Origin of the sequence: Candidatus Binatus sp., assembly GCF_030646925.1 — a bacterium.
Taxonomy (GTDB): domain Bacteria; phylum Desulfobacterota; class Binatia; order Binatales; family Binataceae; genus Binatus.
In genome coordinates, this window is the sequence record NZ_JAUSKL010000125.1 from 1 (window position 1) to 22,115 (window position 22,115).

20 protein-coding genes and 4 tRNA genes are annotated in these 22,115 nt (G+C 59.9%); 10 read left to right on the forward strand and 14 right to left on the reverse strand.

Annotation, left to right across the window (positions count from 1 at the left end; all coding sequences use genetic code 11):
• The first annotated feature begins 436 nt into the window (after positions 1 to 436).
• From Q7S58_RS21685 to Q7S58_RS21695, 3 genes are all read left to right on the forward strand, one after another.
• Positions 437 to 2,134 (forward strand): amidohydrolase family protein, encoded by a 1,698-nt coding sequence (locus Q7S58_RS21685; RefSeq protein WP_304830949.1) that lies wholly within the window; start codon positions 437 to 439, stop codon positions 2,132 to 2,134.
• A gap of 142 nt (positions 2,135 to 2,276) precedes the next feature.
• Entirely contained in the window at positions 2,277 to 3,062 is a 786-nt protein-coding gene (locus tag Q7S58_RS21690; RefSeq protein ID WP_304830951.1) for an alpha/beta fold hydrolase, read from the forward strand.
• A gap of 21 nt (positions 3,063 to 3,083) precedes the next feature.
• A complete protein-coding gene (locus Q7S58_RS21695; protein WP_304830953.1) occupies positions 3,084 to 4,412 on the forward strand; it encodes an LLM class flavin-dependent oxidoreductase in 1,329 nt (442 codons plus the stop codon).
• 64 nt (positions 4,413 to 4,476) lie between these two features.
• On the opposite strand, the gene Q7S58_RS21700 is transcribed toward Q7S58_RS21695, so the two are convergent.
• A complete protein-coding gene (locus Q7S58_RS21700) occupies positions 4,477 to 4,989 on the reverse strand; it encodes a winged helix DNA-binding protein (RefSeq protein ID WP_304830955.1) in 513 nt (170 codons plus the stop codon).
• A 180-nt stretch (positions 4,990 to 5,169) separates the two neighbouring features.
• Here Q7S58_RS21700 and Q7S58_RS21705 point away from each other — a divergent pair, with 180 nt between their 5' ends.
• Positions 5,170 to 6,351 (forward strand): cytochrome P450, encoded by a 1,182-nt coding sequence (locus Q7S58_RS21705; RefSeq protein ID WP_304830956.1) that lies wholly within the window; start codon positions 5,170 to 5,172, stop codon positions 6,349 to 6,351.
• A 100-nt stretch (positions 6,352 to 6,451) separates the two neighbouring features.
• The gene (locus Q7S58_RS21710; protein WP_304830958.1) at positions 6,452 to 7,609 is read left to right on the forward strand and encodes an amidohydrolase family protein; all 1,158 of its coding nucleotides are present in this window, start codon (positions 6,452 to 6,454) and stop codon (positions 7,607 to 7,609) included.
• Between the two features lie 532 nt (positions 7,610 to 8,141).
• On the opposite strand, the gene Q7S58_RS21715 is transcribed toward Q7S58_RS21710, so the two are convergent.
• From Q7S58_RS21715 to Q7S58_RS21725, 3 genes are all read right to left on the reverse strand, one after another.
• On the reverse strand, positions 8,142 to 8,948 hold the full coding sequence (locus tag Q7S58_RS21715; protein ID WP_304830961.1) for an enoyl-CoA hydratase-related protein: 807 nt from the start codon (positions 8,946 to 8,948) through the stop codon (positions 8,142 to 8,144).
• A gap of 197 nt (positions 8,949 to 9,145) precedes the next feature.
• Positions 9,146 to 10,417, reverse strand: coding sequence for a hypothetical protein (locus tag Q7S58_RS21720; protein ID WP_304830963.1), 1,272 nt, complete (start codon positions 10,415 to 10,417; stop codon positions 9,146 to 9,148).
• 93 nt (positions 10,418 to 10,510) lie between these two features.
• Entirely contained in the window at positions 10,511 to 11,341 is an 831-nt protein-coding gene (locus tag Q7S58_RS21725; RefSeq protein ID WP_304830965.1) for a DUF1329 domain-containing protein, read from the reverse strand.
• 319 nt (positions 11,342 to 11,660) lie between these two features.
• Between Q7S58_RS21725 and Q7S58_RS21730 the strand changes: the two genes are divergently transcribed.
• The gene (locus tag Q7S58_RS21730) at positions 11,661 to 12,380 is read left to right on the forward strand and encodes a TetR/AcrR family transcriptional regulator (protein WP_304830967.1); all 720 of its coding nucleotides are present in this window, start codon (positions 11,661 to 11,663) and stop codon (positions 12,378 to 12,380) included.
• Positions 12,381 to 12,413: 33 nt separating this feature from the next.
• Here Q7S58_RS21730 and Q7S58_RS21735 read toward each other — a convergent pair whose 3' ends face one another.
• The 3 genes from Q7S58_RS21735 to Q7S58_RS21745 all read right to left on the reverse strand — a co-directional run bounded on the left by Q7S58_RS21735 (position 12,414) and on the right by Q7S58_RS21745 (position 17,029).
• Complete coding sequence (locus tag Q7S58_RS21735; RefSeq protein ID WP_304830969.1) at positions 12,414 to 14,774, reverse strand: heavy metal translocating P-type ATPase; 2,361 nt, start codon at positions 14,772 to 14,774, stop codon at positions 12,414 to 12,416.
• Between the two features lie 314 nt (positions 14,775 to 15,088).
• Complete coding sequence (locus Q7S58_RS21740) at positions 15,089 to 16,072, reverse strand: Rieske 2Fe-2S domain-containing protein (RefSeq protein ID WP_304830971.1); 984 nt, start codon at positions 16,070 to 16,072, stop codon at positions 15,089 to 15,091.
• Positions 16,073 to 16,129: 57 nt separating this feature from the next.
• Entirely contained in the window at positions 16,130 to 17,029 is a 900-nt protein-coding gene (locus tag Q7S58_RS21745) for an Fpg/Nei family DNA glycosylase (RefSeq protein ID WP_304830973.1), read from the reverse strand.
• 81 nt (positions 17,030 to 17,110) lie between these two features.
• Between Q7S58_RS21745 and Q7S58_RS21750 the strand changes: the two genes are divergently transcribed.
• Positions 17,111 to 17,515: an EVE domain-containing protein gene (locus tag Q7S58_RS21750; RefSeq protein WP_304830976.1), complete on the forward strand. Its 405-nt coding sequence runs from the start codon at positions 17,111 to 17,113 to the stop codon at positions 17,513 to 17,515.
• Positions 17,516 to 17,598: 83 nt separating this feature from the next.
• Here the strand turns inward: Q7S58_RS21750 and Q7S58_RS21755 are convergent, their stop codons facing one another.
• Both Q7S58_RS21755 and Q7S58_RS21760 read right to left on the reverse strand, forming a co-directional pair.
• Positions 17,599 to 18,048, reverse strand: coding sequence for a cytochrome c (locus Q7S58_RS21755; RefSeq protein ID WP_304830978.1), 450 nt, complete (start codon positions 18,046 to 18,048; stop codon positions 17,599 to 17,601).
• A gap of 47 nt (positions 18,049 to 18,095) precedes the next feature.
• Positions 18,096 to 18,539 (reverse strand): universal stress protein, encoded by a 444-nt coding sequence (locus Q7S58_RS21760; RefSeq protein WP_304830980.1) that lies wholly within the window; start codon positions 18,537 to 18,539, stop codon positions 18,096 to 18,098.
• A gap of 255 nt (positions 18,540 to 18,794) precedes the next feature.
• On the opposite strand from Q7S58_RS21760, the gene Q7S58_RS21765 reads away from it, so the two are divergent.
• Complete coding sequence (locus Q7S58_RS21765; RefSeq protein WP_304830982.1) at positions 18,795 to 19,229, forward strand: hypothetical protein; 435 nt, start codon at positions 18,795 to 18,797, stop codon at positions 19,227 to 19,229.
• 124 nt (positions 19,230 to 19,353) lie between these two features.
• On the opposite strand, the gene Q7S58_RS22400 is transcribed toward Q7S58_RS21765, so the two are convergent.
• Positions 19,354 to 19,791: a DUF5615 family PIN-like protein gene (locus tag Q7S58_RS22400; RefSeq protein ID WP_370655575.1), complete on the reverse strand. Its 438-nt coding sequence runs from the start codon at positions 19,789 to 19,791 to the stop codon at positions 19,354 to 19,356.
• Positions 19,792 to 20,092: 301 nt separating this feature from the next.
• Here Q7S58_RS22400 and Q7S58_RS21770 point away from each other — a divergent pair, with 301 nt between their 5' ends.
• Both Q7S58_RS21770 and Q7S58_RS21775 read left to right on the forward strand, forming a co-directional pair.
• On the forward strand, positions 20,093 to 20,590 hold the full coding sequence (locus Q7S58_RS21770) for a hypothetical protein (RefSeq protein ID WP_304830984.1): 498 nt from the start codon (positions 20,093 to 20,095) through the stop codon (positions 20,588 to 20,590).
• Positions 20,591 to 20,830: 240 nt separating this feature from the next.
• A complete protein-coding gene (locus tag Q7S58_RS21775) occupies positions 20,831 to 21,406 on the forward strand; it encodes a hypothetical protein (RefSeq protein WP_304830986.1) in 576 nt (191 codons plus the stop codon).
• A gap of 162 nt (positions 21,407 to 21,568) precedes the next feature.
• Here Q7S58_RS21775 and Q7S58_RS21780 read toward each other — a convergent pair.
• From Q7S58_RS21780 to Q7S58_RS21795, 4 genes are all read right to left on the reverse strand, one after another.
• Positions 21,569 to 21,644, reverse strand: a tRNA-Lys gene (locus Q7S58_RS21780).
• 33 nt (positions 21,645 to 21,677) lie between these two features.
• Positions 21,678 to 21,753, reverse strand: a tRNA-His gene (locus Q7S58_RS21785).
• Positions 21,754 to 21,852: 99 nt separating this feature from the next.
• Positions 21,853 to 21,929: transfer RNA gene (locus Q7S58_RS21790), tRNA-Arg, on the reverse strand.
• Between the two features lie 3 nt (positions 21,930 to 21,932).
• Positions 21,933 to 22,006 (reverse strand) — tRNA-Pro (locus tag Q7S58_RS21795).
• Between the last annotated feature and the right edge of the window lie 109 nt (positions 22,007 to 22,115).

The window sequence follows — 22,115 nt, forward strand, 5'->3', positions numbered from 1 at the left end:
TGAGACTCAAGTCGCTCGACATCGACATATCTGAACTCTCCTCGGGTTCGCTGCGCGTTCGCCCTTCGATGGCGTTCGGCGCTGGCGACGCGGAGCGCACACCGATGCTGCGCGTCCAACGACATGGATAGCGCCTTTGCCCGCTCGTCGTCCATCGCAACTCCGCTGTACTGCCTCGTTTAATCGGGTCATTGCCTTCCATTGGGCATCGGTGTTTTGCTTTGAAAAGGTGGCTGACTTTGCTACAGCGAGATCATTGGCAGATGACGACGAAGCCGAATCTCGCTCGCGGATCCAAGTCAAACGACATCGTTGTGATCACATCCTCGATGAATAAGTCGCTCGATATTCTGACACCGTAAACTAACCGCACGGGCAACCGCGCGAATCGCGATTCGAAACCGATACGGCCTGAACATTCCAAGGAGGAAACCCAATGGCCGAATACGATGCGGTGATACGGAACGGAATGGTGATCGATGGAACCAGGATGCCGCGCTATCGCGCCGACGTCGCGATCAAAGGCGGCCGCGTCGCAGCCATCGGGCGCTTCCCCACTAGCGCAGGCGCGAAGAACATCGACGCCACCGGCATGATCGTCGCCCCCGGCTTCGTCGATCTCCACACCCACTACGACGCGCAGTTGTTCTGGGATCCGTACTGCTCGATTTCGAGCTGGCACGGCGTCACCTCGATCGTTATCGGCAACTGCGGCTTCGGCTTCGCCCCGGTACGTCCCGCCGAACGCGAGCGCGCCATGCAGACCATGACCCGCGTCGAGGCGATTCCGTACCACGCGATGAAAGCCGGGATGCCGTGGGATTGGGAAACCTTCCCCCAATTTATGGACAGCATCGATCGCACGCCGAAGGCGATGAACATCCTGCCCTACATGGCGATCTCGCCGTTGCTCGTTTACGTGATGGGCCTCGAAGCAGCCAAGACGCGCCCGCCGTCCGAGCAGGAGGAGCGCGAAATCTGCCGCCTGCTCGACGAGGCGATGGATGCCGGCGCGTGCGGATGGTCCGCGCAGCGGCTCGATCCCAATGGTCCCGCCTGCGTGCAGCGCGATTTCGACGGCACGCCGATGGTCTCCGACCTGATGTCCGACGACACCTGCTATGCGCTCGCGCGCGTGCTCGGCCGCCGCAACGAAGGCTTCATCCAGATGACGCTCGCGTCCGGCGACACTGCGCACGACCTGGAGCATTTCGAAAAGCTGGCCGAGTTCAGCGGACGTCCGGTGCTGTTCAACGTGGTGCAGCCGCGCGACGGGATGCCCAATGTGCATCGCGGCAATATCGCGTGGCTCGAGAGCTGCCGCAAGAAAGGGCTGCGCGTGTACGGCCAGTCGGTCACAACCGACACCAACATGACCTTCACCTTCGTCGATTGGAACTTGTTCGATGAAGTGCAGGAGTGGTGCGATGCGACCACCGGCACTACCGAGGAACGGCTCGCGAAGCTTTCCGATCCGAAGGTCCGCGAAGCGCTGAAGAAAGCGCGCATCCCGATGATCATCACCGAGCAGTTCGACTTGATTTTCGTCACCGGGGTTGAGCGCGAGGATCTAAAGCATTTCGAGAACATGACGATTCGCGAAATCGCCGAGCAGACCGGCAAGCATCCGATCGACGCGATGCTCGATCTGGCGGTCGAAGACGGTCTGAAGACCGAGTTCTACGCGCCGGGGCCGAATCAGAACATGGACTTCATGAAAGAGATGCTCGACTACCCGTACCTGATTCCGGGCGTCTCGGACGGCGGCGCGCACACCAAGTTTTTCACCGGCGGCCGCTACCCGACCGAGTTCCTTCAGAAGCTGGTGCGCGAGCACAACATGATGACGCTCGAGGAAGCGCACTGGCGCCTCAGCGCCCTGCCCGCGATGTGCGCCGGCTTCCGCGACCGCGGCACGCTGCGAGTCGGCGCGCCCGCCGACGTCGTGATTTACGACTACGAGAACCTCACGATGGGCCCGATCGAAACCGTGCGCGATTTCCCGGGCGGCGAATGGCGTCGCGTGCAGAAGGCCAAGGGCTACAAGCACGTGATGGTAAACGGCGAAGTCACGCTCAACGACGGCGAGCCGACCGGCGCCTCGTCCGGACGGCTACTGCGGCATGGTGCATAGATAACGTCGGTCTGGCGGGCGAATCGATTCGCCCGCCAGACCGTGCTTGTCATTCAGAGCGAAGCGAAGAATCCCGGCTCCGAGTGAATTAATACGGAGTCCATGGGTACAGAATCTCGAATACGAATCGGAGAAGTAATCGGTGGCAAACTGGACTGAAGAAACAATCTCCGTCGCGGGCACCGAACTCGCGATGGTCAAAGGCGGCGCCGGCAAACCGCTCCTCATCTTTCACGACGAACTCGGCTACACCGGCTGGATGACCTGGAACATGGAACTCGCCGAGCAGCGCCAATTGCTGATGCCGCTGCAGCCCGGATTCGGCAAGACTCCGCGCCTCGACTGGGTCCGCAACTATCGCGATCTGGCCGGCTACTACTCGCGCGTCATGCGCGAGTTGCATCTCGATCCAGTTGACGTGATCGGGTTTTCCGCCGGCGGTTTCATTGCGGCTGAAATGGCCGCGGCTGACCCGCGGATTTTCTCGCGCATGATCCTGGTCGCGCCGATGGGCATCAGGCCCGCCGAGGGCGAAATCATGGACATCTTCCCGATGACGATGCGCACGCATCTGCGCGCCACTGTCGCCGATCCGCTGCACACGCCTGAGTTCACCAAGATTTACGGCGGCGAGATGACGCCCGTGCAGTTCGAGGCCTTCGAGGAAGCGCGCGCCGAAAGCGCTCGCATCGGCTGGGAGCCGTACATGCACAATCCCAGCCTGCCGCATCTGCTGGAGGGGCTATCGCTCCCCACGCTGCTCATATGGGGCGATCACGATCGAGTCGTGCCGCGCGGATGCGTCGATGCTTATCGCCGCGTGATCAAAGGCGCGCAGGTGCAGGTGATACAAGGCGCCGGCCATCGCCCCGAGATCGAGAATTGCGGCGAGTTTGTGAAAGGCGTCAGGAATTTTCTCAAAAGTTAATCGCAGCCAGGAGAATCGATCGTGCTGATAGGATATTTCACCGAACGTCCATATCGCTGGATTCCCGAGGACGAGGTTCTTCGCAACCACGCCTACTTCGCGATTTCGAATAAGTTCTTCGATCGCGAGAAAGCGGCCGACGACTACAACTACTTTCTCGACGAGTATTGCTACGGCGAAGAGCTCGGCTTCGACGCGCTCGCGCTGAACGAACATCACGGCAATCCGTTTTGCATGGGCAGCGTGATGAACGTCGAGGCGTCGATCCTCGCGCGCATCACCAAGAAACCGAAAATCGTGCTGATCGGCAATCCGCTGCCAGTGCTCAAGCATCCGCTCCGCATGGCGGAGGAACTCGCCGAGATCGATCTCATTTCGCACGGGCGGCTGGTCGCCGGATGGGTCCGCGGCGCAGGCAGCGAGCAATTCTTCAACAACGCCAATCCCGCTTACAATCGCGAGCTGTTCAACGAGGCGCACGATTTCATCATCCAGGCGTGGACGCGGCCCGGCCCGTGGCGCTACGAGGGCAAGCACTTCAATTATCGCCACGTGAATCCGTGGGCGCTGCCGTATCAAAAGCCGCATCCGCAGATGTGGATACCGGGCGTGCTCAGTCCCGAGACGGTGCAATGGTGCGCCGAGCATCGCTATCCTTACATCGGGCTCGGCACCGCGATCGGCCCGACCTGCGATCTCTGGGACTACTATGCCGACGCGGCGGCGAACCTCGGCTATCAGGCCGGGCCTGAGAACTTCGGCTACCTGGTCCCGACTTTCCTCGCGGAGACCGAAGAGCGCGCGCAGGAGCTTGGCCGCAACTTCGCGTTCGGCGGCGGCCAGAATGCGTTCTCGCGTCCCGAGCACACGCTGCCTCCCGGCTACAATTCCAAGGATGCGATTCGGCGACTGTCGCATCAGCCCGGCGGCAGTTGGCTTGGAATCAGCGCGGATAAACTCGGCGGCAGCCGGCACGACGAGGAAGAGGTCTCCGACTTGAACGAAGTCCGCGCCAAGCTCACCGCCGGATACAAAAAATCTCAGCAGAATCTCCAGACGATTATCGGGACGCCCAAGACCGTGCTGCCAAAGCTGAAAACCCTGATGCGAGTGCTGCGCCCGGGCGTCTTGATTGTCTTCAATATCCAGGGTCCGGTGAGCAACGAAGATCGCATGACCAGCATGCGCTTGCTCGCGAATGAAGTGATGCCCGCGATGCGCGAGTATGCTGACCAACTCGAGTTGCCCGATTCTTACACGAGGACTCCCGGTTCAGTTGCCTTTCGCTCAGGCACCAAACGCGATCCCGTCGTCGATCGTTCGCCACTCGCCGAGTTGGGTTTGAAATAGCCCCAAAAGTTTGTTTGACCGGATTCGGCGACGGCGATACGCATCCTGCGTTTCGCCGTCGCTTTTATTTCGAGGTCACGCCCGTAGATCCAATTGCGGGCCTGACGAGCACCGCGATCGCCCGGAGAAAAAACTCGCTGCCGTTTTGAATCTCCTCGGCCGAGAGCTGAGCCAGAAGCGGCCTGAGTAGTAGCTTGCCGCGTTTCGCCATCATCGCGATAAAGCTTTTCCCGTCCGGCGTCAGGCTGACCATCTGCTCGCGACCCGAGCGGGAATCTTCGCTTAGCTGCACCAACCGCAACGGCGGGCGAGCCATCGAACGCAACGCGCGGGTGATGGTCGGGCTGCTGATTTCGAACCAGGTTCCGATGAGCCGCTGAATGTCTTTGCGCCGCAGCCGCCCCTTTGCCCCGCCTTCTGAACGCAGCAGCCACAAGATAGCGACTTGTTTGCGCGACAGTTGCTCATTGCCGAGCGCATCCTCGAACGCCTTCCCGATCTGGTAATAGACCGGATAGAAGAATTCGAGAAACTCTGCGGCCGAGTCGCGGCGGCGGCCGGTTTTCACTCTGTCCACGCTGGTTCCAGTCCGTCGACGCTCTGCGGCGCACGTCGAGACTCACTCCTTTACGGAAATCCCCCTCGCTCGGCAAGCATGCGGCGCGACCGCCACGTTTTGCGTTGCCCAATTAGTTCTGTTATGAAACAGTTTCATAGTGAATGAATCTATTGCAATTGAAATCGCGGAGGCTGTCGCGTGGAATACAATCCGTTCCTGCCGGAAGTGAAAGCGAATCCATATCCGTACTACGCGCAACTGCGCCAGCATGCGCCGGTGTACCAGGTCGAGGGCGCGGGCATGTGGGCCGTCAGCCGCTACGACGACGTCCTCGAGGTGCTCAAGAGTCCCGATCGCTTTTCGTCGAAGATCCTGATGACGGCGCTGCTCGGCGATTTGAATCCCGTCCCTAACGCGTCGAACCTGATTGCCTCCGATCCGCCGGTGCATACGCGCCTGCGTAAACTGGTCAACCGCGGCTTCACGCGGCGGATGATCGCCGCACTGGAGCCCCGCATGCGCGCGATCACGACCGAGTTGCTCGCACCGCTGGCGTCACGCGGTGCGTGCGATCTCGTCCATGATTTGTCCACTCCCCTGCCGGTTATCGTCATCGCGGAAATGCTCGGCGTAGAGCCGGATCACCGCGGCCAATTCAAGCGATGGTCGGATGACATCGTCGGCGCCACCAATGGTGTCGCCGGAGACGAACGCAAGCGGGTTGCACAGAGCATCGCGGAATTCCGCGACTACTTCCAACGAGCAATCGAGTTGCGTCGCACCGAGCCGAAGAACGATCTCATCACCGCGTTGGTCCGCGCGGAAGAAGAGCAACAAATGCTGACCTCGGAGGAGGTCCTGAGTTTGACCACGCTGTTGTTGATCGCAGGCAATGAGACGACCACGAATCTGATCGGCAACGCGATGATTGCGCTGCTCGATCATCCCGAGACGATGGCGCGCGTGAGTTCTGATCCGACCCTCATCCCCAAGGTCGTCGAGGAGGCCCTGCGCTACGACGGACCGGTGCAGGGAATCTTCCGGCAGGCGACCGAGGACGTGAACCTCGCCGGCGCCAGGATTCCGGCCGGAGCGATGGTGCTGCCGCTGTTCGCGTCGGCCGATCGCGATGAGCGCCAATTTCCAAACTCAGAGCAGTTCGACATCGACCGCAACACGGACGGGCATCTGGCGTTCGGCTTCGGCACCCACTTTTGCCTGGGAGCGCCGCTGGCCCGGCTGGAAGCGAAGATCGCGCTGGAGGAACTGCTGGCGCGCTTCCATCGCATCGCGCAAAAGGAGCCGACGGTAACGAGGATCGATTCATTTATTTTGCGAGGACCGAAGACTCTGCCGCTGACGCTCGAGGCGATCGCTTAGAGATCGAATCAGGCGCGACGGGACGAACTTGCCTTCGGCGGCACGCTAGTGCGATACAGATGATTAGATGGCTTTTACTTGAGATTAGGAGGGACTATCCATGGCAAACCTACGCGTGATTTCCGCCGATTCGCACATGATGGAGCCTGCCGACCTTTGGACCGAGCGCCTCGATAATCAGTTCAAGGATCGAGCGCCCAAGGTGGTCCAGAACGAGCGCGGCTCGGGCTACATGTTTGTCGCTCCGGGAGTTCGCCCGTTTCCCGTCGCCGGCGGCTTCGGCATCGGCAAGAGCGGCGCGGAATTAAAGGAACATCTGAAGAAAGGCTACGAGGCGGCGCGGCCCAGCGGATGGGACCCCGTCGAACGCCTAAAGGACCAGGACGTTGACGGCGTCGAAGCCGAGGTCATCTATACGACACTCGGGATGCCGCTGTTCGGCCTCGATGACGACGAACTCAGGCGCGCGTGCTTCAGCGTGTACAACAACTGGGTCGCCGAATTTCGCTCGCATTGCCCCAGCCGGCTTCATCCCGTCGCACTCATCTCACTCGACGACATTCCGCTTGCGGTCAAGGAACTCGAGCGATGCGTCAAGATGGGCCTGAAGGGCGCGATGATCTGGGGCGTGCCGCCCGAGGACAAGCCCTACTTCAGCGAGATTTACGATCCGTTCTGGACCGTCGCGCAGGAGACGAAAACACCGCTCTCGTTGCATGTGATCACGCAGCGCGATCAGAAAGGCAAAAGCAAGGACGGCGCGGCGAAGAAAGAAGGCGCCGGCGGTATATCGCTGGGCGGCGTCAAGATGCTGCTCGGCACGATGCAACCGGTTTACCAGGTGCAGCGCACGCTTTCGAGTTTCATTTTCGGCAAAGTGTTCGAGCGTTTCCCGGGATTGCGGATCGTCTCGGCGGAAAACGACACTGGCTGGATCGCGCATTTCATGTACCGGATGGATCACATGTACGCCAAGTTCGGTACGATGAATGAAGACACCAAGCTCAAGCTGAAGCCGTCGGAATACGTGCGGCAAAACGTCTGGGCGACCTTCCAGGACGACATGATCGGCCCGATGATGCACGGCTACTTTGGCGCGGACAATTTCATGTGGGCGTCGGACTTTCCGCATACCGACTCGACCTGGCCCAACTCACTCAAGGTGATCGAGCAGGATTTCGAAGGCGTGCCGGCGAACGTCAAAAGCAAGATCGTGTTCGGCAACGCGGCGAAGCTCTACAACATCGAGTTGAACTAGCAGATCACGCACGACGGAAGTTCGAGAACGGTCGTCACTTTTCGTCGTCGAAGCTTGTAAATGGGGGGTTAACAACGGGTGCAAATCACCGGCAAGATTCTCACGGGATGTGCAGCGACAATCTTCTGTTGCGTGCTAGCTTCCTCGACCAGCCACGCCCAAGGCTGGCGGAATTATGGCACGCGGAGCGGACAATCGACCGGGCCAGGCGGCGGGCAGTCGACCGGTCCCGGTGGCGGGCTGTCGACAGGTCCGGGTGGCGGACAGTCGACCGGCCCGGGCGGCGGGCTCTCGACCGGTCCAGGTGGTGGACTTTCGACCGGTCCCGGTGGCGGGTTGTCGACAGGCCCGGGCGGCGGGCTGTCGACGGGTCCGGGCGGTGGACTTTCGACAGCGCCTTGCGGTGGCCTGTCGACCGCCCCGTGCCCTTGAACCTCGAGAAAGCGCGAAGCTTTAGTTGAACTAGCCGCGGACGCACGACTGGAGTTCCGAAGATCGCGGTTCCGGGCTCCCGTCGCGTTGCGGGAGCTTTCTACCGGCCCGTGTAGCGAGGTTTCCGTTTCTCCATGAAAGCGCGCGGGCCTTCCTTGGCGTCGTCGGTCACCATCACTTCGCGCGCGATTGCGTTCTCGATCTTGAACGCCTCCGGCAGCGGCACTCCGGAGCATTTGATCACTGCTTCCTTGATTTTGCGCACCGCGAACGGACCGTTTTCCGCGATCCGCGCGGCTAGTTCCTCCGCCTTCGGCATCAGTTGCTCGCGCGGCACAACGTAGTTGATAAGTCCGAGGCGGTACGCTTCCGCCGCGTCGATTCGATTTCCTGTCAGCAGAATCTCCATCGCCTTGCAGTACGGCATTTGCCGTTGCAGGCGCGCGAGCGATCCCGCGCCCGGAATGATCGCCCACTTCACTTCCTGCAAGCCGAAACTCGCGCTATCGACCGCGACGCGCAGATCCGTCGCCTGGATAAACTCCATCCCGCCCGCAATACAGAAGCCGTTGATCGCCGAGATCACTGGCTTGTAGAACTCGAAACCCCGCAGCAGCGCGGTATCCGATATCGACGGATCCGCCAGCAGCTTGCGATCCCAGTCATCCTCGGGCTGCCGCGCGCGCGAGAATAGCGGAATCAGCCGGCCGAGATCCGCGCCCGCCGAGAATGCCTTGTCGCCGGCGCCGGTTACGATTGCAACACGCACATCGTCATTGCGCGCGACTTCGCGCCACGCCTCCGACATCTGCACGAGCATCTCGGGGCTGAGCGCATTGTGCACCTCGGGACGGTTCAGCGTTAGGTAAGCGATATGTCCGCGGGTCTCGAACTTGAGTGCCGACATCGGAGCGATCCTCCAAGCGTGGGTTTCCCTTCTCGTAACTCACGCGACGCGCGAAAGCCACAGCGCGCACACGATCAGTTTGAGAATTTGATGCTACGCAAAAGGCAATGGCGCCGAGGATGCGGCCATCCCTGACGCCATCAAGCGACTTCAAGCTGATTCGCGGCGATACAGGACCTCTCCGCGAAGAGATTACTTCAGTTACCGGGCAACGCGCTGCCTAGATACGCGAAATCGCCGTTGCGATTCGCCGACATCGTCACCGCGCAAACCGTGTGCTTGGTCGATTCCAGAGTGTCGGCGGCCGGCAACGCTTCGGCCCTCGGCATCGTGAGATCCTCGAGCGTTTTGCCGCTGGTCAATTCATAGACCGCCTCGCGCCGGTCGGCATTCGATCCGCCGAACAGGATCGCTCCCGAATTGAGCACGACCGGATCGGCAACGCTCGCGAGCACCGGCCCGGCTTGCGCGTCCGGGTTGGTGCTGACCAGTACTTCGCGCCGCCGATAGACATCCGCGCTGACCAGCACCGGCGTCGTGCCGCATTGCGCCAGCAACGCGATCCTGCCGTTCGCATCGAGGCCCGGCCTGCCCGTCGAATAGAAATTCAGGCCCGCCTTGCCGCACGACATTCCCGACAGCGGAACCTGCTCGAGCTTGGAATCGTAAACGAACAGGCCCTCGCCCGCGGTGGTGCGAGCGGTGAACGCGGCCAGCGTTCCCTCGGCGCGCGGCAGCGGACTAACCGCCGCCGGCAGTCCGAAATTCTTTTTGAAGACGCCGCCGCCGGCCGCCGCTTCGCCTTCGATCGCCATCGCGCGCAGCCCGTCGCCGGAAAAGATCAGCTCGGCCTGTTTATCGCCCTCGAGAAAGCCGATGAACGCGCACGCGCCCGGCGCCCAACTCGTAACGCTGCCGAACTCGATATGCTTGAGCCGGCGTCCGTCCGGAATTTTGTCGCCGATCGCCACCAGCCGCGACAGCTCTCCCTCCGCGATGCGAAAGATTGCCTCGCTATTGCTCGAATCGCGCGCGACGAAGATTACCCCGCCCGCAGCATCCACTTCAGGCCGTGGATCGACGTTCACCACCGGCTCGGGAAAGGCGCCATGCGAACTCGGAACTGAAATGCGCGCCACCCGTCCGATCGAGTCGCCCGCTTCGGCGCGAAACATGATCCAGCGCGGCATGCGAGCCTCGAACACCATCCCGCCGAAGAGCACGCTGCCGTCGTCGCTCACCGACGGCTGGCCCAGATCGCTGAGAATCGGCAGGTCATCCTGGCGCGCATCCACTTCGACCAGTTCGATCTCGCGGCCGTCGCGATTGTGCAGGTAGAGTCCATTCGATCGATTGGCGGCCCCGCCGCCAAGCTCGAGCACGAATGCATGGCTCGAAGATGACGCGCCGGCCAGCAGGAAAATTGCGCCGATCGCGATGAACAGTTTCGATTTTATCCGTGGGTTCACTCGTGACAAAAGTGAGAACTCCTTGAGGCAGATGCGGATGCGAATCAGGTCGCTGCGATGAATGCCGGCCGAGGCGGTTCCTGCCGGCGTGATTCATCGGTACCAGATTTTTATCATTGGTACCTTTATGAAGCAATTTAATGTCAGGAAATTCCGACTTGCGCCGGACTTTCGTTCAGCCATGTCACGCTCGCGACATTCATGCGCGGCGCGCTGAGATCGCGACGAGCCAGCGTATCGATGAGAGCCAAAAAAAGCGGAGGAACTCAGGATCGACTCGTTGACCCGGCGGATCCGCCGCGAACCGGCATTGAGCGCCCAGGTATCGTCGCCTTTCCAGGCATCGGCGTAGCGGCATCGGATGAAGCCCGTGCCGCGGATTTCCTGCGGCGCAAGCAGTGGATAGAGCGCGAACAGCCAGTAGCGGCCGGTCGTCTTGAAGTCCTGATCGGTCGGCATCGGTTCGACTTCAGTGCGCCCGACCAGGTCATAGCCGGCGTAGTGGCCGACCTGGAAGTACTCGATCTGTCCAGTCTGCGGACCTTTCTTCTGGTAGGCCGAATCGCAGTCGAAGAAGCGCAGATCGTAGTCGTCGGTCGAGATCGGGCGGAACGCGTTGTTCCAAATGATCTTGACCGCGACGTCGCGATCGTTGGCACCGATCAGCGGAAACGGCTGTCCGGCCACGTAGCCGACGACCGAACGTTTGTCCTGGGATAGCCTGACCTGCGCGGAGTACTTTTCGGTCGCGTCCTTGTACGGCGGCGGCCAATCGACGCGCTGCGTCGGCACGATCTTCATCGTCATCCCGCGCTCGACCTTGTAATAAACCCCGGGCCCGACAAGATCTTTAACCTTGGTGGCGTTGTCGGGCGTGATGAAATCTCCGGGCCGGACCTGCGCGTAGCCCGGCGAGTAGCCCAAAATCAGAAACGCCAGAATCGAGATGGATGTTGCGCAGACAGACGAGACGCTTTACCCCTATGCATACGCTGCCTCCACTAGTAGTTATTGAGGTCTAAATTATGAAGAAAACTAATGTTGCCATTAGACTAAATTATTCTGAACGTCAAAATCTAATAATGCTGGTCGAAGAATCAATGAGGAATTAGGCTCGTCTAACGCTCGTTAGCCGCGACGCAAAGCGGATGCTCCGCCACCGGATGACGAGTTCGGAGCGCGGGAAATATTAGCGCGCAACGGTTTTACTTCTGCGCGGCTTGCGCTAAAGCTACTGACTCACATGACGACCGTAGTTCAGCACGAAATCGAGTCCTCGCGCATTCAGCGGGTTATTCGCGAAGCGGAAGAGCTTTTTCTGCAGGAAGGCTTTCTGCATTTCAGCACCAACGACCTCGCACAGCGCCTCCGATGCTCGAAGCGCACGCTCTACAGTATCGCCGCGGACCGCAGCAGCTTCCTCGAATTTATTATCGCGCGGCATCTGCTGCGCTTGAATGAAAACATGCTCGCCGCGGCCGAAGCGGCCCCCGATTGGATGTCCGCGATCAACGCGATCCTCGAAGCGACGCTCGAAACCTTCGGTGCCGAAGCCACGCGCTTCATCAGCGACCTGACCCTATTCCCCGGCGGCGTGCGCCTGCTGCGACAGACCGAAAATGCGCGCCTGGATATTCTCGCGCGCGTGATCGCCGCCGGAATCGCCGACGGAACGTTCCGCAAGATCGATTCGCGGCTCGCTGCCTACGCGATCATCGGAGCTTCGCGGCGAATATCGGAGGCGGATTTTCTGACGCGCTCGAAAATTCCCTGGAGCCACGCGCTAACCGGCTTGTACCAGTTCTTTTCGCGCGGATTGCTCGCGCCGGAATCGTCGCGCCGCATCCAGGCGCGCACTGCGCGCGGCGATTTATCGAGCGTCAAGGTTCTTTCCGGCAACGGCGCCCGGCCTGTTGTCGCCGGCCTGATATCGCGCGCCAAAAACGGCCGCGCGAATCGCTAACGCACGATCCATCCAATCGTCGCCCTACTCGGATCAAAGCTCTGCGTTTCTCAGCCGGAGCGCGTTGGTGATCACTGACACCGAGCTAAGACTCATCGCGGCGCTCGCGATAATCGGACTTAGCAGGATGCCAAAGAAGGGATACAGGACGCCCGCCGCGATCGGCACGCCCAGCACGTTGTAGAAAAAAGCAAAGAACAGATTCTGCCGGATATTGCGCATCGTCGCGCGGCTGAGGCGCCGCGCTTTCGCGATACCGCGAAGATCGCCCTTGATCAGCGTGACGCCCGCGCTCTCCATCGCAACGTCGGCGCCGGTGCCCATCGCGATACCGACCTGCGCCTGCGCCAGCGCCGGTGCGTCGTTGATACCGTCGCCGGCCATCGCGACGATGCGGCCCTCGGATTGCAATCGCTTCACCACCGACGCTTTCTCCTCGGGCATCACCTCGGCTTCAACCTGATCGATACCTAGCTTCTGCGCGACCGCCGCTGCGGTGATTCGATTATCGCCAGTCAGAATGACGATCCTGATGCCGTCATCGCGCAGCATCCCGATGGCTTCAGCGCTGGACGCCTTGATCGGATCGGCAACGCCGATCAGACCCGCCGCGCGGCCGTCGATCGCGACGAACATCACGGTGCGGCCGTCCTTTCGCTGCGCGTCGGCGTCAGCGGAAATCGCGTCGATCGCAACCCCGAGCGTGCGCATCAATTGAAGATTCCCCAGCGCAATCGCGCGCCCTTCGATTCGTCCGGTCACACCCTGCCCCGTGAGCGATTTGAAATCATCGGAGGATGCGAGCGCCAGCCCGCGCTCTTCAGCGCCCGCGACAATCGCCGCGGCCAGCGGATGCTCACTGCCGCGCTCGAGACTCGCAGCGAGCCGCAAAACGTCGGCGTCGGCGAAACCGGCGAGCGCAGTCACCGACGCCAGGCGCGGTTTTCCTTCGGTTAGAGTCCCGGTCTTATCGACTACCAGCGTGTCGATCTTTTCCAGAATCTCGAGCGCTTCCGCGTTCTTGATCAAAACGCCAGCCATCGCGCCGCGGCCAGTGCCGACCATGATCGACATTGGAGTGGCAAGCCCGAGCGCGCACGGACACGCGATGATCAACACCGCGACCGCATTGACCAGCGCATACGCCATCCGCGGTTGCGGCCCGAAGATCGCCCAGGCGGCGAACGTAATCGCCGCGGAAATCACAACCGCCGGGACGAAGTATGATGCGACCACGTCGGCGAGCCGCTGAATCGGCGCGCGGCTCCGTTGCGCTTCGCTCACCATGCGCACGATCTGCGCGAGCAAAGTGTCGCTGCCGACCCGCTCGGCGCGCATGATCAAGCCGCCGGTTCCGTTGATCGTCGCGCCAATCACGCGGTCGCCACGTTTCTTCTCGATGGGGATGGGTTCGCCGGTGACCATCGATTCGTCCACCGCGCTTTTTCCTTCTTCGACGACGCCATCGACCGGCACCTTCTCGCCGGGGCGCACGCGCAATCGATCACCGGGAACGACTCGATCAAGCGCGATATCCTCTTCGCGGCCGTCGGGCCGGATTGCGCGCGCAGTTTTCGGCGCCAGCCCGAGCAATGCCTTGATCGCGCTGCTGGTATTGCTGCGCGCGCGCAACTCCAGCACCTGCCCGAGCAGTACCAGCGCAGTGATAACCGCCGCCGCCTCGAAATAGACCGGCACCTCGCCGCCGGCGCCGCGGAACGAATCGGGAAAGATGACCGGGAAGACCGCTGCGATCAAGCTATACCCGTAGGCAACGCCGATACCCATTCCAATCAACGTGAACATGTTGAGGCTGCGATTGACGATCGATTGCCAGCCGCGAACGAATAGCGGCGCGCCCGCCCACAACACCACCGGGGTTGCCAGCGCCAACTCGAGCCACGGGATGAGCCCCATCGGAATCGCGCGCTGAACCGGATGCCCCGGTATCATGTGTGACATCTCGATCAGTATCAGCGGTATCGCGAGCGCGGCGCTGATCCAGAAGCGGCGCGTGATGTCGGCCAGTTCGGGTGAGACGGGTTCGTCGGCCGTCGCGACGCGCGGCTCCAGCACCATCCCGCAAATCGGGCAGTCGCCCGGCGCGGCGCGAACGATCTCCGGATGCATCGGGCAGGTGAAATCGCCCGCTTTGGACACTGATGCTTCCGGATGCGCGTGCTTCGGCGGCGACAGGTCAGTCTTCCGGGCTTCGAGATATTGATGCGGCGCGGCTTTGAACTTCTCTAGGCATTTGGAACCGCAAAGATAAAATTTGCGTCCATCGTGCTCGAACGACCACTTCGCGGTGGCGATATTCACCCGCATCCCGCAAACCGGATCGATCGCTTGATTCGCGGCTTGCGGACTCTCGGCGCTCTTCTCGGTGTCCATCTGGTTCAAATCTTACGACGTCGCGTCGTCATTTCAGCGACCAGCCTATCCATACTTAGTATGAGGCTCAAACCGACGCTATGAGTGCGCGTTTTCGAACAATTCGAATCGCACCAAGTCTATGCGACTCACGCGGCTAAAGAGAATTGCGCGCTCAGTTCGAATTACAGAAGCTTTATCCGAGCCGGCCTGGATTCTTCGCTATCGCCTACTTCGCCCCAACACTGCGATGCACATCATCGGTTGCGGGATTCGCCGGAGGCTGCCGCTCCGCGATGCCGACTGCATCATCCTCGACGGCGCGAGTGAAGAATTCAACCGTAGCATCCAGATGCGCCCGCTCCCGATCCGTCGAAGGCAGCTTGGGATAGAAGTGAGATTGAATCGTGCGCGACCGCTCGGGCGTTGGCCCGGGAAAAAAGCTGCGAGACCAGGCCGCCGTTGCGCGACGGCGCCATCGAGACGTTGGGAAATATTGTCCGCACCACCGCGACGCCTTCCTCGGTCCGCCATTCTTCGACTGGCTTGCTTCTAAGCGCCGCGATTTTATGCTCGGGGAAAGCGACCCGCTGATGAGGTCCGTAAGCGTCGTAAGTCATGATGTTGTTCATGACCTGAGTACCTATGCTCTTAGGATGCAGCGTTGCAAAGTGGTATCCCTCAAGATAGCCGTCGTGGGCCACCTTCCAGTTCGAAGTCGCCATCTCGTTGCGCTTGTAAACGTGACAGTTTTCGAAGCCGAACGATTCCAGCTCCGGCAGCATCCCGCCGAGATAGGTTTCAATATCGATGACCGCGCCGGGCTTCAAAGACACAAAGATGAGCCCCGCCTTCTCGACGGATGGCAACTGCACGAGTCCGCGCGACGATTGATCCAGCTCGCCGAACTTCCGCTTGCCCGCGATTCCTATCAGTTCCCCGCAGTCATCATAGGTCCAGCCGTGATAAGGACAAGTGAACCGATTACACTGCCCAACGCCCTGCTCAAGCAGCACCGCGCCGCGATGAGAGCATAAGTTGATAAAAGCTCGCGCTATTCCGTCCTTCCCGCGCACCATAGCCACGGGCACGCCTACGACTTCAATTGATTTGTAATCGCCCGACTGGCGTATCTCGCAGCTAAAGCCCAGCATCAGGGGCAGGCGCTTAAAGATTCGATCCATCTCGAGCTGCCAGCGTTCCGGATCGGTATAGTTGCGGATAGGGACATACTTCACTTCGTCGGCGGAATCGGTCGTACCGTTATCGATGTGTGCGATCAGGCGTTGCGCAAGGTCCAAATATTCAGCTCGTCTCATAAGCGCTCCTTGCGGACTTCCAGCCACTTTAAGTCAAATGCGTATTCAAGGCGAGTCTCAGCGATTCTTGCGTTTCTCGAGTTCTTCAAGCGTGGCCGGCCAATCCTCGTGCAGCAGCCGCGAAAGCGCGCGATCGGCGAGCAGTCGTCCGCCGGTCTGGCACGCGGCGCAATAGTTGGTCTCGTTCGAGGCGTAGCGGATGCGCTGCACCTTCGCGCCGCATCGCGGACACAGCTCGCCGTAACGGCCGTGCACCGCCATCGCGGGGTGAAAGGCCGTGACCTTTTCAGGAAATGCGCCGGCTAACTCAGATCGCAACCGATCGATCCATTCGCCGAGCGTCGCCTGCGTCGCGAGGTAGAGCTTTTCGATATCCTGCGGAGTGAGCTTTTGCGTCATAGCAAGCGGCGATAGCTGCGCGCGATGCAGAATCTCGTCGGAGTACGCGTTGCCGATTCCGCTGATAAGACTGGGGTCGGTAAGCGCGCGCTTAAGTGTATGGTTGGCCGATCGCAATACCTCTGTGAACGCGGCGAGGTCCGTCTCCAATGGTTCGATGCCGCCCGCGGTCATCGCCTGGATACCCGCATCGCCTTCGACCACGTGCAGCGACGCGCGATGCTGAGTACCGGCTTCAGTGAACGTCAACGCGCCGTTGTCGAACTCGAACGTAGCCAGGGCGCCTTTGCGTCCCGGCTTCGAATCCACCGGCTTCCAGTGCAGCCGGCCCGCGATTCGCAGATGCAGCACCAGCCACAAGTTGTTGTCCAGGCCAATCGCGATCTGCTTGCCAATGCGCCGCACGTCGCTAACAATCCTGCTATCGGTGGCCGACAACGGCGGGCTGGCAGAGCGCAGGAGAAAAGGACTCCTGACGATTGTGCGCTTGAGCTTGCGTCCGATAACGCGGTCGCTCAGTGCTTCGACGTAGAGAGTGATGTCAGGCAATTCCGGCATGATCGTGCTCGCGATGCAGGCCACCTAAGGCCGCGCTTGTGATAGATTTACTCAATGCGACAGCCATGAGAGGACTAGCGCATGAACTATTATCTTGCCAAGACCGACCCCGAGACTTATTCGATCGACGATCTCGAGCGCGAGAAGAAGACCGTCTGGGATGGCGTAACCAATCCGCAGGCGGTTCGCGTGATCCGCTCGATGAAGCCGGGCGATCGCGTATTCATTTATCATAGCGGAGAAGGTGTCGTTGGGATGGCGCTGGTTAAATCAGAAGGCCGCGACGATCCGAAAAATCCGAAATCGGCGGTCGTCGATTTGGAGTTCGTCGGGCGCTTGAGTCCGACAACGTCGCTCGCGGAAATCAAGGAGTCGAAGCTATTCGGCGATTGGGCGCTGGTGCGCCAGGGCCGTCTCTCGACGATGGCCGCGCCGGAAAAGTTCGTCGCGTGGATGCGCGAACGCTACTCGACATCGATTGTTTGAAGTACCAAAGGCGACCCGCGAGGACATCGCCGCCGATAGGGTGCTCGCCCGATTTTCCGAATAGCCGCTAGTCAGGCCAGCTACTAGTGGCCTGACCTGACAGCGGTACCCAAGCGCGATGCCGTCCGGCGATCCTGGATCGTGTTCAGGTACGCGATAATCTTGCCGACTACCTCGCCGATTCCGAGCTCCCCCTGCTCGCCGTGGCCGAGTGCATAGAGTTGCTCGCCCCAAACCGGCATGTCGCGCGTTCCGTGCGCGCGCACCGCGTCGCGGCCGTCAATGAACTTGGCAATTCGCGGCGCCGGAAGGGGCAGGCCGTACTTGTCGCCAAGCATCCGCAGATTTGCCGGAGGCTTCGAGAGCGCCTTCGCGACGGGGCCGTCGCCGGCGCCATCCTTGCCGTGGCAAGAAGCGCAATACCGGGCAAAATAACGTTGACCGTCTGCGACATCCTTGTCCTCGGCCAGCGCCGATTGAGACGCTAACGATGTTACAGCTATCGCGAATAGCAACCAGAAAACTCGCTTCATCAACACTCCGATTGATTTTCAGAAAAGCGGTGCGACTCAGTCGTTCTTTATTCCCCGGCCTTGGGACGGATCGTCAAAACTGGAACCGGCGATTCGCGAACCACGCGCTCTGCAACGCTGCCCAGTATGAAGTGCTTCACGCCTTTACGGCCATGCGTGCCCATCACGATCAGATCGATGCCCTCGTCAGCGGCGAGTTTCAGAATTTGCGGCGCCGCGTTCCCGCTTGCGACGAAAATCTCATGAGATATTCCCGACAGTTTTTCCTGCGCCAATGCTTCCAACCGATGGCGGCATACTGCTTCAAACAGCGGGTTGGGGTCCAGCGGAACGGGTGGCAGCTCGGTGGCCTCCGTAGGCGCGGCGATCACCGTCAAAAGGCAAACGGTCGCCGAACTCTGCCTCGCCAATTGCGACGCAAGTTCGAGCGCCTCCATCGAGTCGCGATCGAAATCGATCGGGCACAAAATTCTTGAAAAGAGTGCGGCCATCGTTCCCAGTCTGCGTTTAGCACGTTACCGCATTTCGCGGAATCAATCGACCTTGGCGCCCAGAAGAGGGCTTCAGGTATGCCGGAATTCGCTTGGCTGCGACGCGAATTGCAACCCAGCGAGCGCGACCGTATCGCGAATCCAGCAGCGAACCTATTCGCACCTCTGGATTGACCTGCTACGGTCGATATCGGAATTAGCTTTGCTAAAATTCGGTAGTGGCCGAGGAAGGATCCGCAAAGGACGGGTGACACGATGAGAAAGCTTATATTCGTCACGATTGCGGTGGCGCTTGCCGCTCCGGTGTTCGCTCAGAACCTCGGCAATCTGAGCAGCAATCCTTACGGCCCGGACTCAAGCGCAAACCAGTATGGCGCCGGGAGTCCGTACAATCCGAACTCGATCAACAATCCTTATGGTCGATTCGGCTCGCCTTACAGTCCCGATAGCGCGACCAATCCATACGCGATGGATGCCCCCAAGCTCTACGATGACCAGGGCAACTATCATGGCAAGCTGAGCGCCAATCCCTACGATCCCGACTCGACCTCGAACCAATTCGGCAGGTACGGCAGTCCGTACTCAGCGGACAGCATTAACAACCCGTTCGGGGCCGGCTCGCCTTATCGCTCGGATAGCCCAAACAATCCCTATGGGCACGGCATGGAAATGCAGGGCGACGCGAACTGACGCGCGATCGTGCGGGTACCGCGGCTATGTGCCAGATGTGTTTGGTGGGCCGTTCCGGGCTCGAACCGGAACGTAGATCGGCCCCCTTCGGTCGTGATCGGCAGTCGCTTGGCAGCGATTTGGTTCACGTGGATTCGTGCTTCTCGCAATAATAGCAACGCCGAAAGCGGACCACTCGCGGTATTCCCTGCGGGGAGATTTTCACGTAAAGGTCGCGACGCCACACGTCGTACCACGTGATCTTCTCCCCGTCGAAAGTCATTCGCTCAGCCGCGCGCCGCAAGACGTGCTGCTGGATCGGGTTCGGTATTACGACAAGTCCGTTAAGGTCTCGACAAAACTTCACCATCTGCTTCTTCAGAAATCGGTCCATGATCCTGATGAAGTCTTTGCCGTTGGCGGTGACAATAATCGCTTCTGCCTTGTATGCGGCCTCTACGACCGCCTCGTCGGATGCCCCGTCCTTAAGTTTTATATTGGCGCGGGAGATAACTCGAGCTTTCGGGAAATATTCAGCCGCGTCTCTTACGCACTCATCGAAAAGAAACCTGTAAGGTCTCATCAGTTCGATTGTCAGAGTCCCAACTAGAAAGAGCAAGGCCCAAAGGGCCGAACCGCGACCGCTAAACCCAGATTAAATGCTTGGAGTCGGCAGCGTGTGAACAATCCCGTGCATGTACGAGGCTGTGGTCTGCGGCCACGAATTGCCCGTAGAGAGGCGGTCTGTTAACACCGACATGAACGTGCCTCGCAAAATAAATCCGTCGCTCTCGTCACGCCCAGGGGCGGCGGCACGCCGAATGGGACTCTTGCCCCATGAGACTGGAAGTCGGAACATTGGTCCGCTCTGAAGGAACAAAAATATGAAAGCCAAGATCTCGCTGTTGTTGGGAACGATAATCGTGTTCTTTAGTTTCGGAACCGCATGGTCAACTGGAAGTTCACGCGTTAAAGTTTTTGTCGACTGCGGTGCCGAAGACATCGTAGGAACACGCGTATGCTCCCAACTAAAGGAGAAAATCAGAGGATCGAATGGATTCGAATTGGTTCAAGCAGTGAACAAGTTCGTTTTTTGTGTCCACCTTCTTTCGGTTGATATAGATCAAGGCAAGGGGTCCGCCGTATCTCGAATATACTCGCTCGGAACCGACCAAAATTCGGCAGCATACATCCGTCAAATATTAAAGCTTCCGCCGGATCCCAGCTTGGAATCAAAATATCCCGAGCACTCCGAATTGTTGCTGGCCTGGACGATGTCGACGTTCTCAACGGTGTCGACGTTCTCAGCTGTGCATGTGGCCGACACCGCCGACGCTATTTTTGCCGATATTGACAAAAACAGTGGGTTTTTACGGAAATGAGATTCCGTCGCGCCGCCGGGCGCCGCGACGACGATGCGAGGGCGCGCGGAGATGGCAAACAGTACATCCGGGATTTCGAATCCGAATAGTATAACTGGGCCGCTCCTAAGCAAGCGAAGCGAAGCCATCCGCCGCCATCGGTCCAGAATCACTCCGCGAACAGGACTCCGCCGCCAGGTCGCGACACTGGTACCCTGTACCTGCTTTTGATAATCGGGACCAACGACGAGCCAGTCGCACATGCCACCTCAACTTGCATCCAATCCCTTTTTCTCGAACTCCGTAGTGGCGGCGTCTGCACTCATCGGTGCGATTGTAGGCGGGCTTTTCGTACTGCAGGCGCAGCGAAGCGAACGCAAAAGCGCGATGCGCGGCGGTGCCCGCGCGGTGGCTTTCGAGATGCTTGGTAACTACATCGCTCTTAGGGCATTTGCCGAATCTCGGGGCAGTCCGGATTTCGACAGAATCGACGTCAGTATACCTACGGTGTCGCGGCAGATCTTCGATCAGCAATTTCATCGAATCTCGCAGCTGCTTATATTCGACGATCTTAAATCGGTAGTAAATCCATACACCATGAGCACCAGCATAGGTTCGCTCTTAAGCGATCGGTTGGCAGCCTCGCCCGGGCGCCTAACAACACAGGATGTCACTTTCCTGAAAACCATAGCTCAGATGTTTCTGGTCGGCGTAAAGACGATAATGGCAGCAGGCGTTTTCAACCGTCGCGAACGAGCGAGTATTCAAAACCAGATTTCAGAGATGGTAGATGTCGAGGACAGGGTTCGACAAGCGGTTAAGAACCCTCCCTCTTGATGAAATAGCTCAAGATACCTGCCTGAATCGCGCACCACTGGCGAGCATTCGAGAGTCGCTCGCGATACCGCCCGCCAATGGCTCGCCCCACAGCGCGGTAGAGATCTCGCGGCCGGCTAATCCAACGAGGTGATCGCTCAGACCACGAGTCTTGCGGGTTTTTGGTGGGCCGTTCCGGGCTCGAACCGGAGACCCGCTGATTAAGAGTCAGCTGCTCTACCAACTGAGCTAACGGCCCACCGTCGAAGGATGTTCTACGTAGCAGGATATCTGGGGTGAGTGAAGGGATTTGAACCCTCGACCACCGGATCCACAATCCGGCGCTCTACCAACTGAGCTACACCCACCATCGTCATTCGAAAAATTGCTCCGGCCTCGTTCCCTATCCTATCCGATTCGCTATCCGATTCGTCGGCCCTCAAAGCGGGCCCGGAAAATTCCTTGCATGGCGCGCCAGAAGGGATTCGAACCCCTGACCCGCGGCTTAGAAGGCCGCTGCTCTTTCCACCTGAGCTACTGGCGCGAATCGGGGCGAGCCGATTTGAACGGCCGACCCCCTGCTCCCAAGGCAGGTGCGCTGCCAGGCTGCGCTACGCCCCGTGCCTCAAGGGATTAACATACCCGCGATTCTCTCTCAACCAAGTGCCCGGAATCGGCGCAGAATCGCGTCGCCGGCCGATTCGACGAAAAGCCGCTGCGACGAGTCGCC

Bases quoted from the DNA above. Each gene is read 5' to 3' on its own strand.
- Q7S58_RS21685 (WP_304830949.1), top strand. From the start codon at position 437: ATGGCCGAATACGATGCGGTGATACGGAACGGAATGGTGATCGATGGA.
- Q7S58_RS21710 (WP_304830958.1), top strand. From the start codon at position 6,452: ATGGCAAACCTACGCGTGATTTCCGCCGATTCGCACATGATGGAGCCT.
- Q7S58_RS21715 (WP_304830961.1), bottom strand. From the start codon at position 8,948: ATGTCGGCACTCAAGTTCGAGACCCGCGGACATATCGCTTACCTAACG.
- Q7S58_RS21730 (WP_304830967.1), top strand. From the start codon at position 11,661: ATGACGACCGTAGTTCAGCACGAAATCGAGTCCTCGCGCATTCAGCGG.
- Q7S58_RS21735 (WP_304830969.1), bottom strand. From the start codon at position 14,774: ATGGACACCGAGAAGAGCGCCGAGAGTCCGCAAGCCGCGAATCAAGCG.
- Q7S58_RS21740 (WP_304830971.1), bottom strand. From the start codon at position 16,072: ATGAGACGAGCTGAATATTTGGACCTTGCGCAACGCCTGATCGCACAC.
- Q7S58_RS21745 (WP_304830973.1), bottom strand. From the start codon at position 17,029: ATGCCGGAATTGCCTGACATCACTCTCTACGTCGAAGCACTGAGCGAC.
- Q7S58_RS21750 (WP_304830976.1), top strand. From the start codon at position 17,111: ATGAACTATTATCTTGCCAAGACCGACCCCGAGACTTATTCGATCGAC.
- Q7S58_RS21755 (WP_304830978.1), bottom strand. From the start codon at position 18,048: ATGAAGCGAGTTTTCTGGTTGCTATTCGCGATAGCTGTAACATCGTTA.
- Q7S58_RS21760 (WP_304830980.1), bottom strand. From the start codon at position 18,539: ATGGCCGCACTCTTTTCAAGAATTTTGTGCCCGATCGATTTCGATCGC.
- Q7S58_RS21765 (WP_304830982.1), top strand. From the start codon at position 18,795: ATGAGAAAGCTTATATTCGTCACGATTGCGGTGGCGCTTGCCGCTCCG.
- Q7S58_RS22400 (WP_370655575.1), bottom strand. From the start codon at position 19,791: ATGAGACCTTACAGGTTTCTTTTCGATGAGTGCGTAAGAGACGCGGCT.
- Q7S58_RS21770 (WP_304830984.1), top strand. From the start codon at position 20,093: ATGAAAGCCAAGATCTCGCTGTTGTTGGGAACGATAATCGTGTTCTTT.
- Q7S58_RS21775 (WP_304830986.1), top strand. From the start codon at position 20,831: ATGCCACCTCAACTTGCATCCAATCCCTTTTTCTCGAACTCCGTAGTG.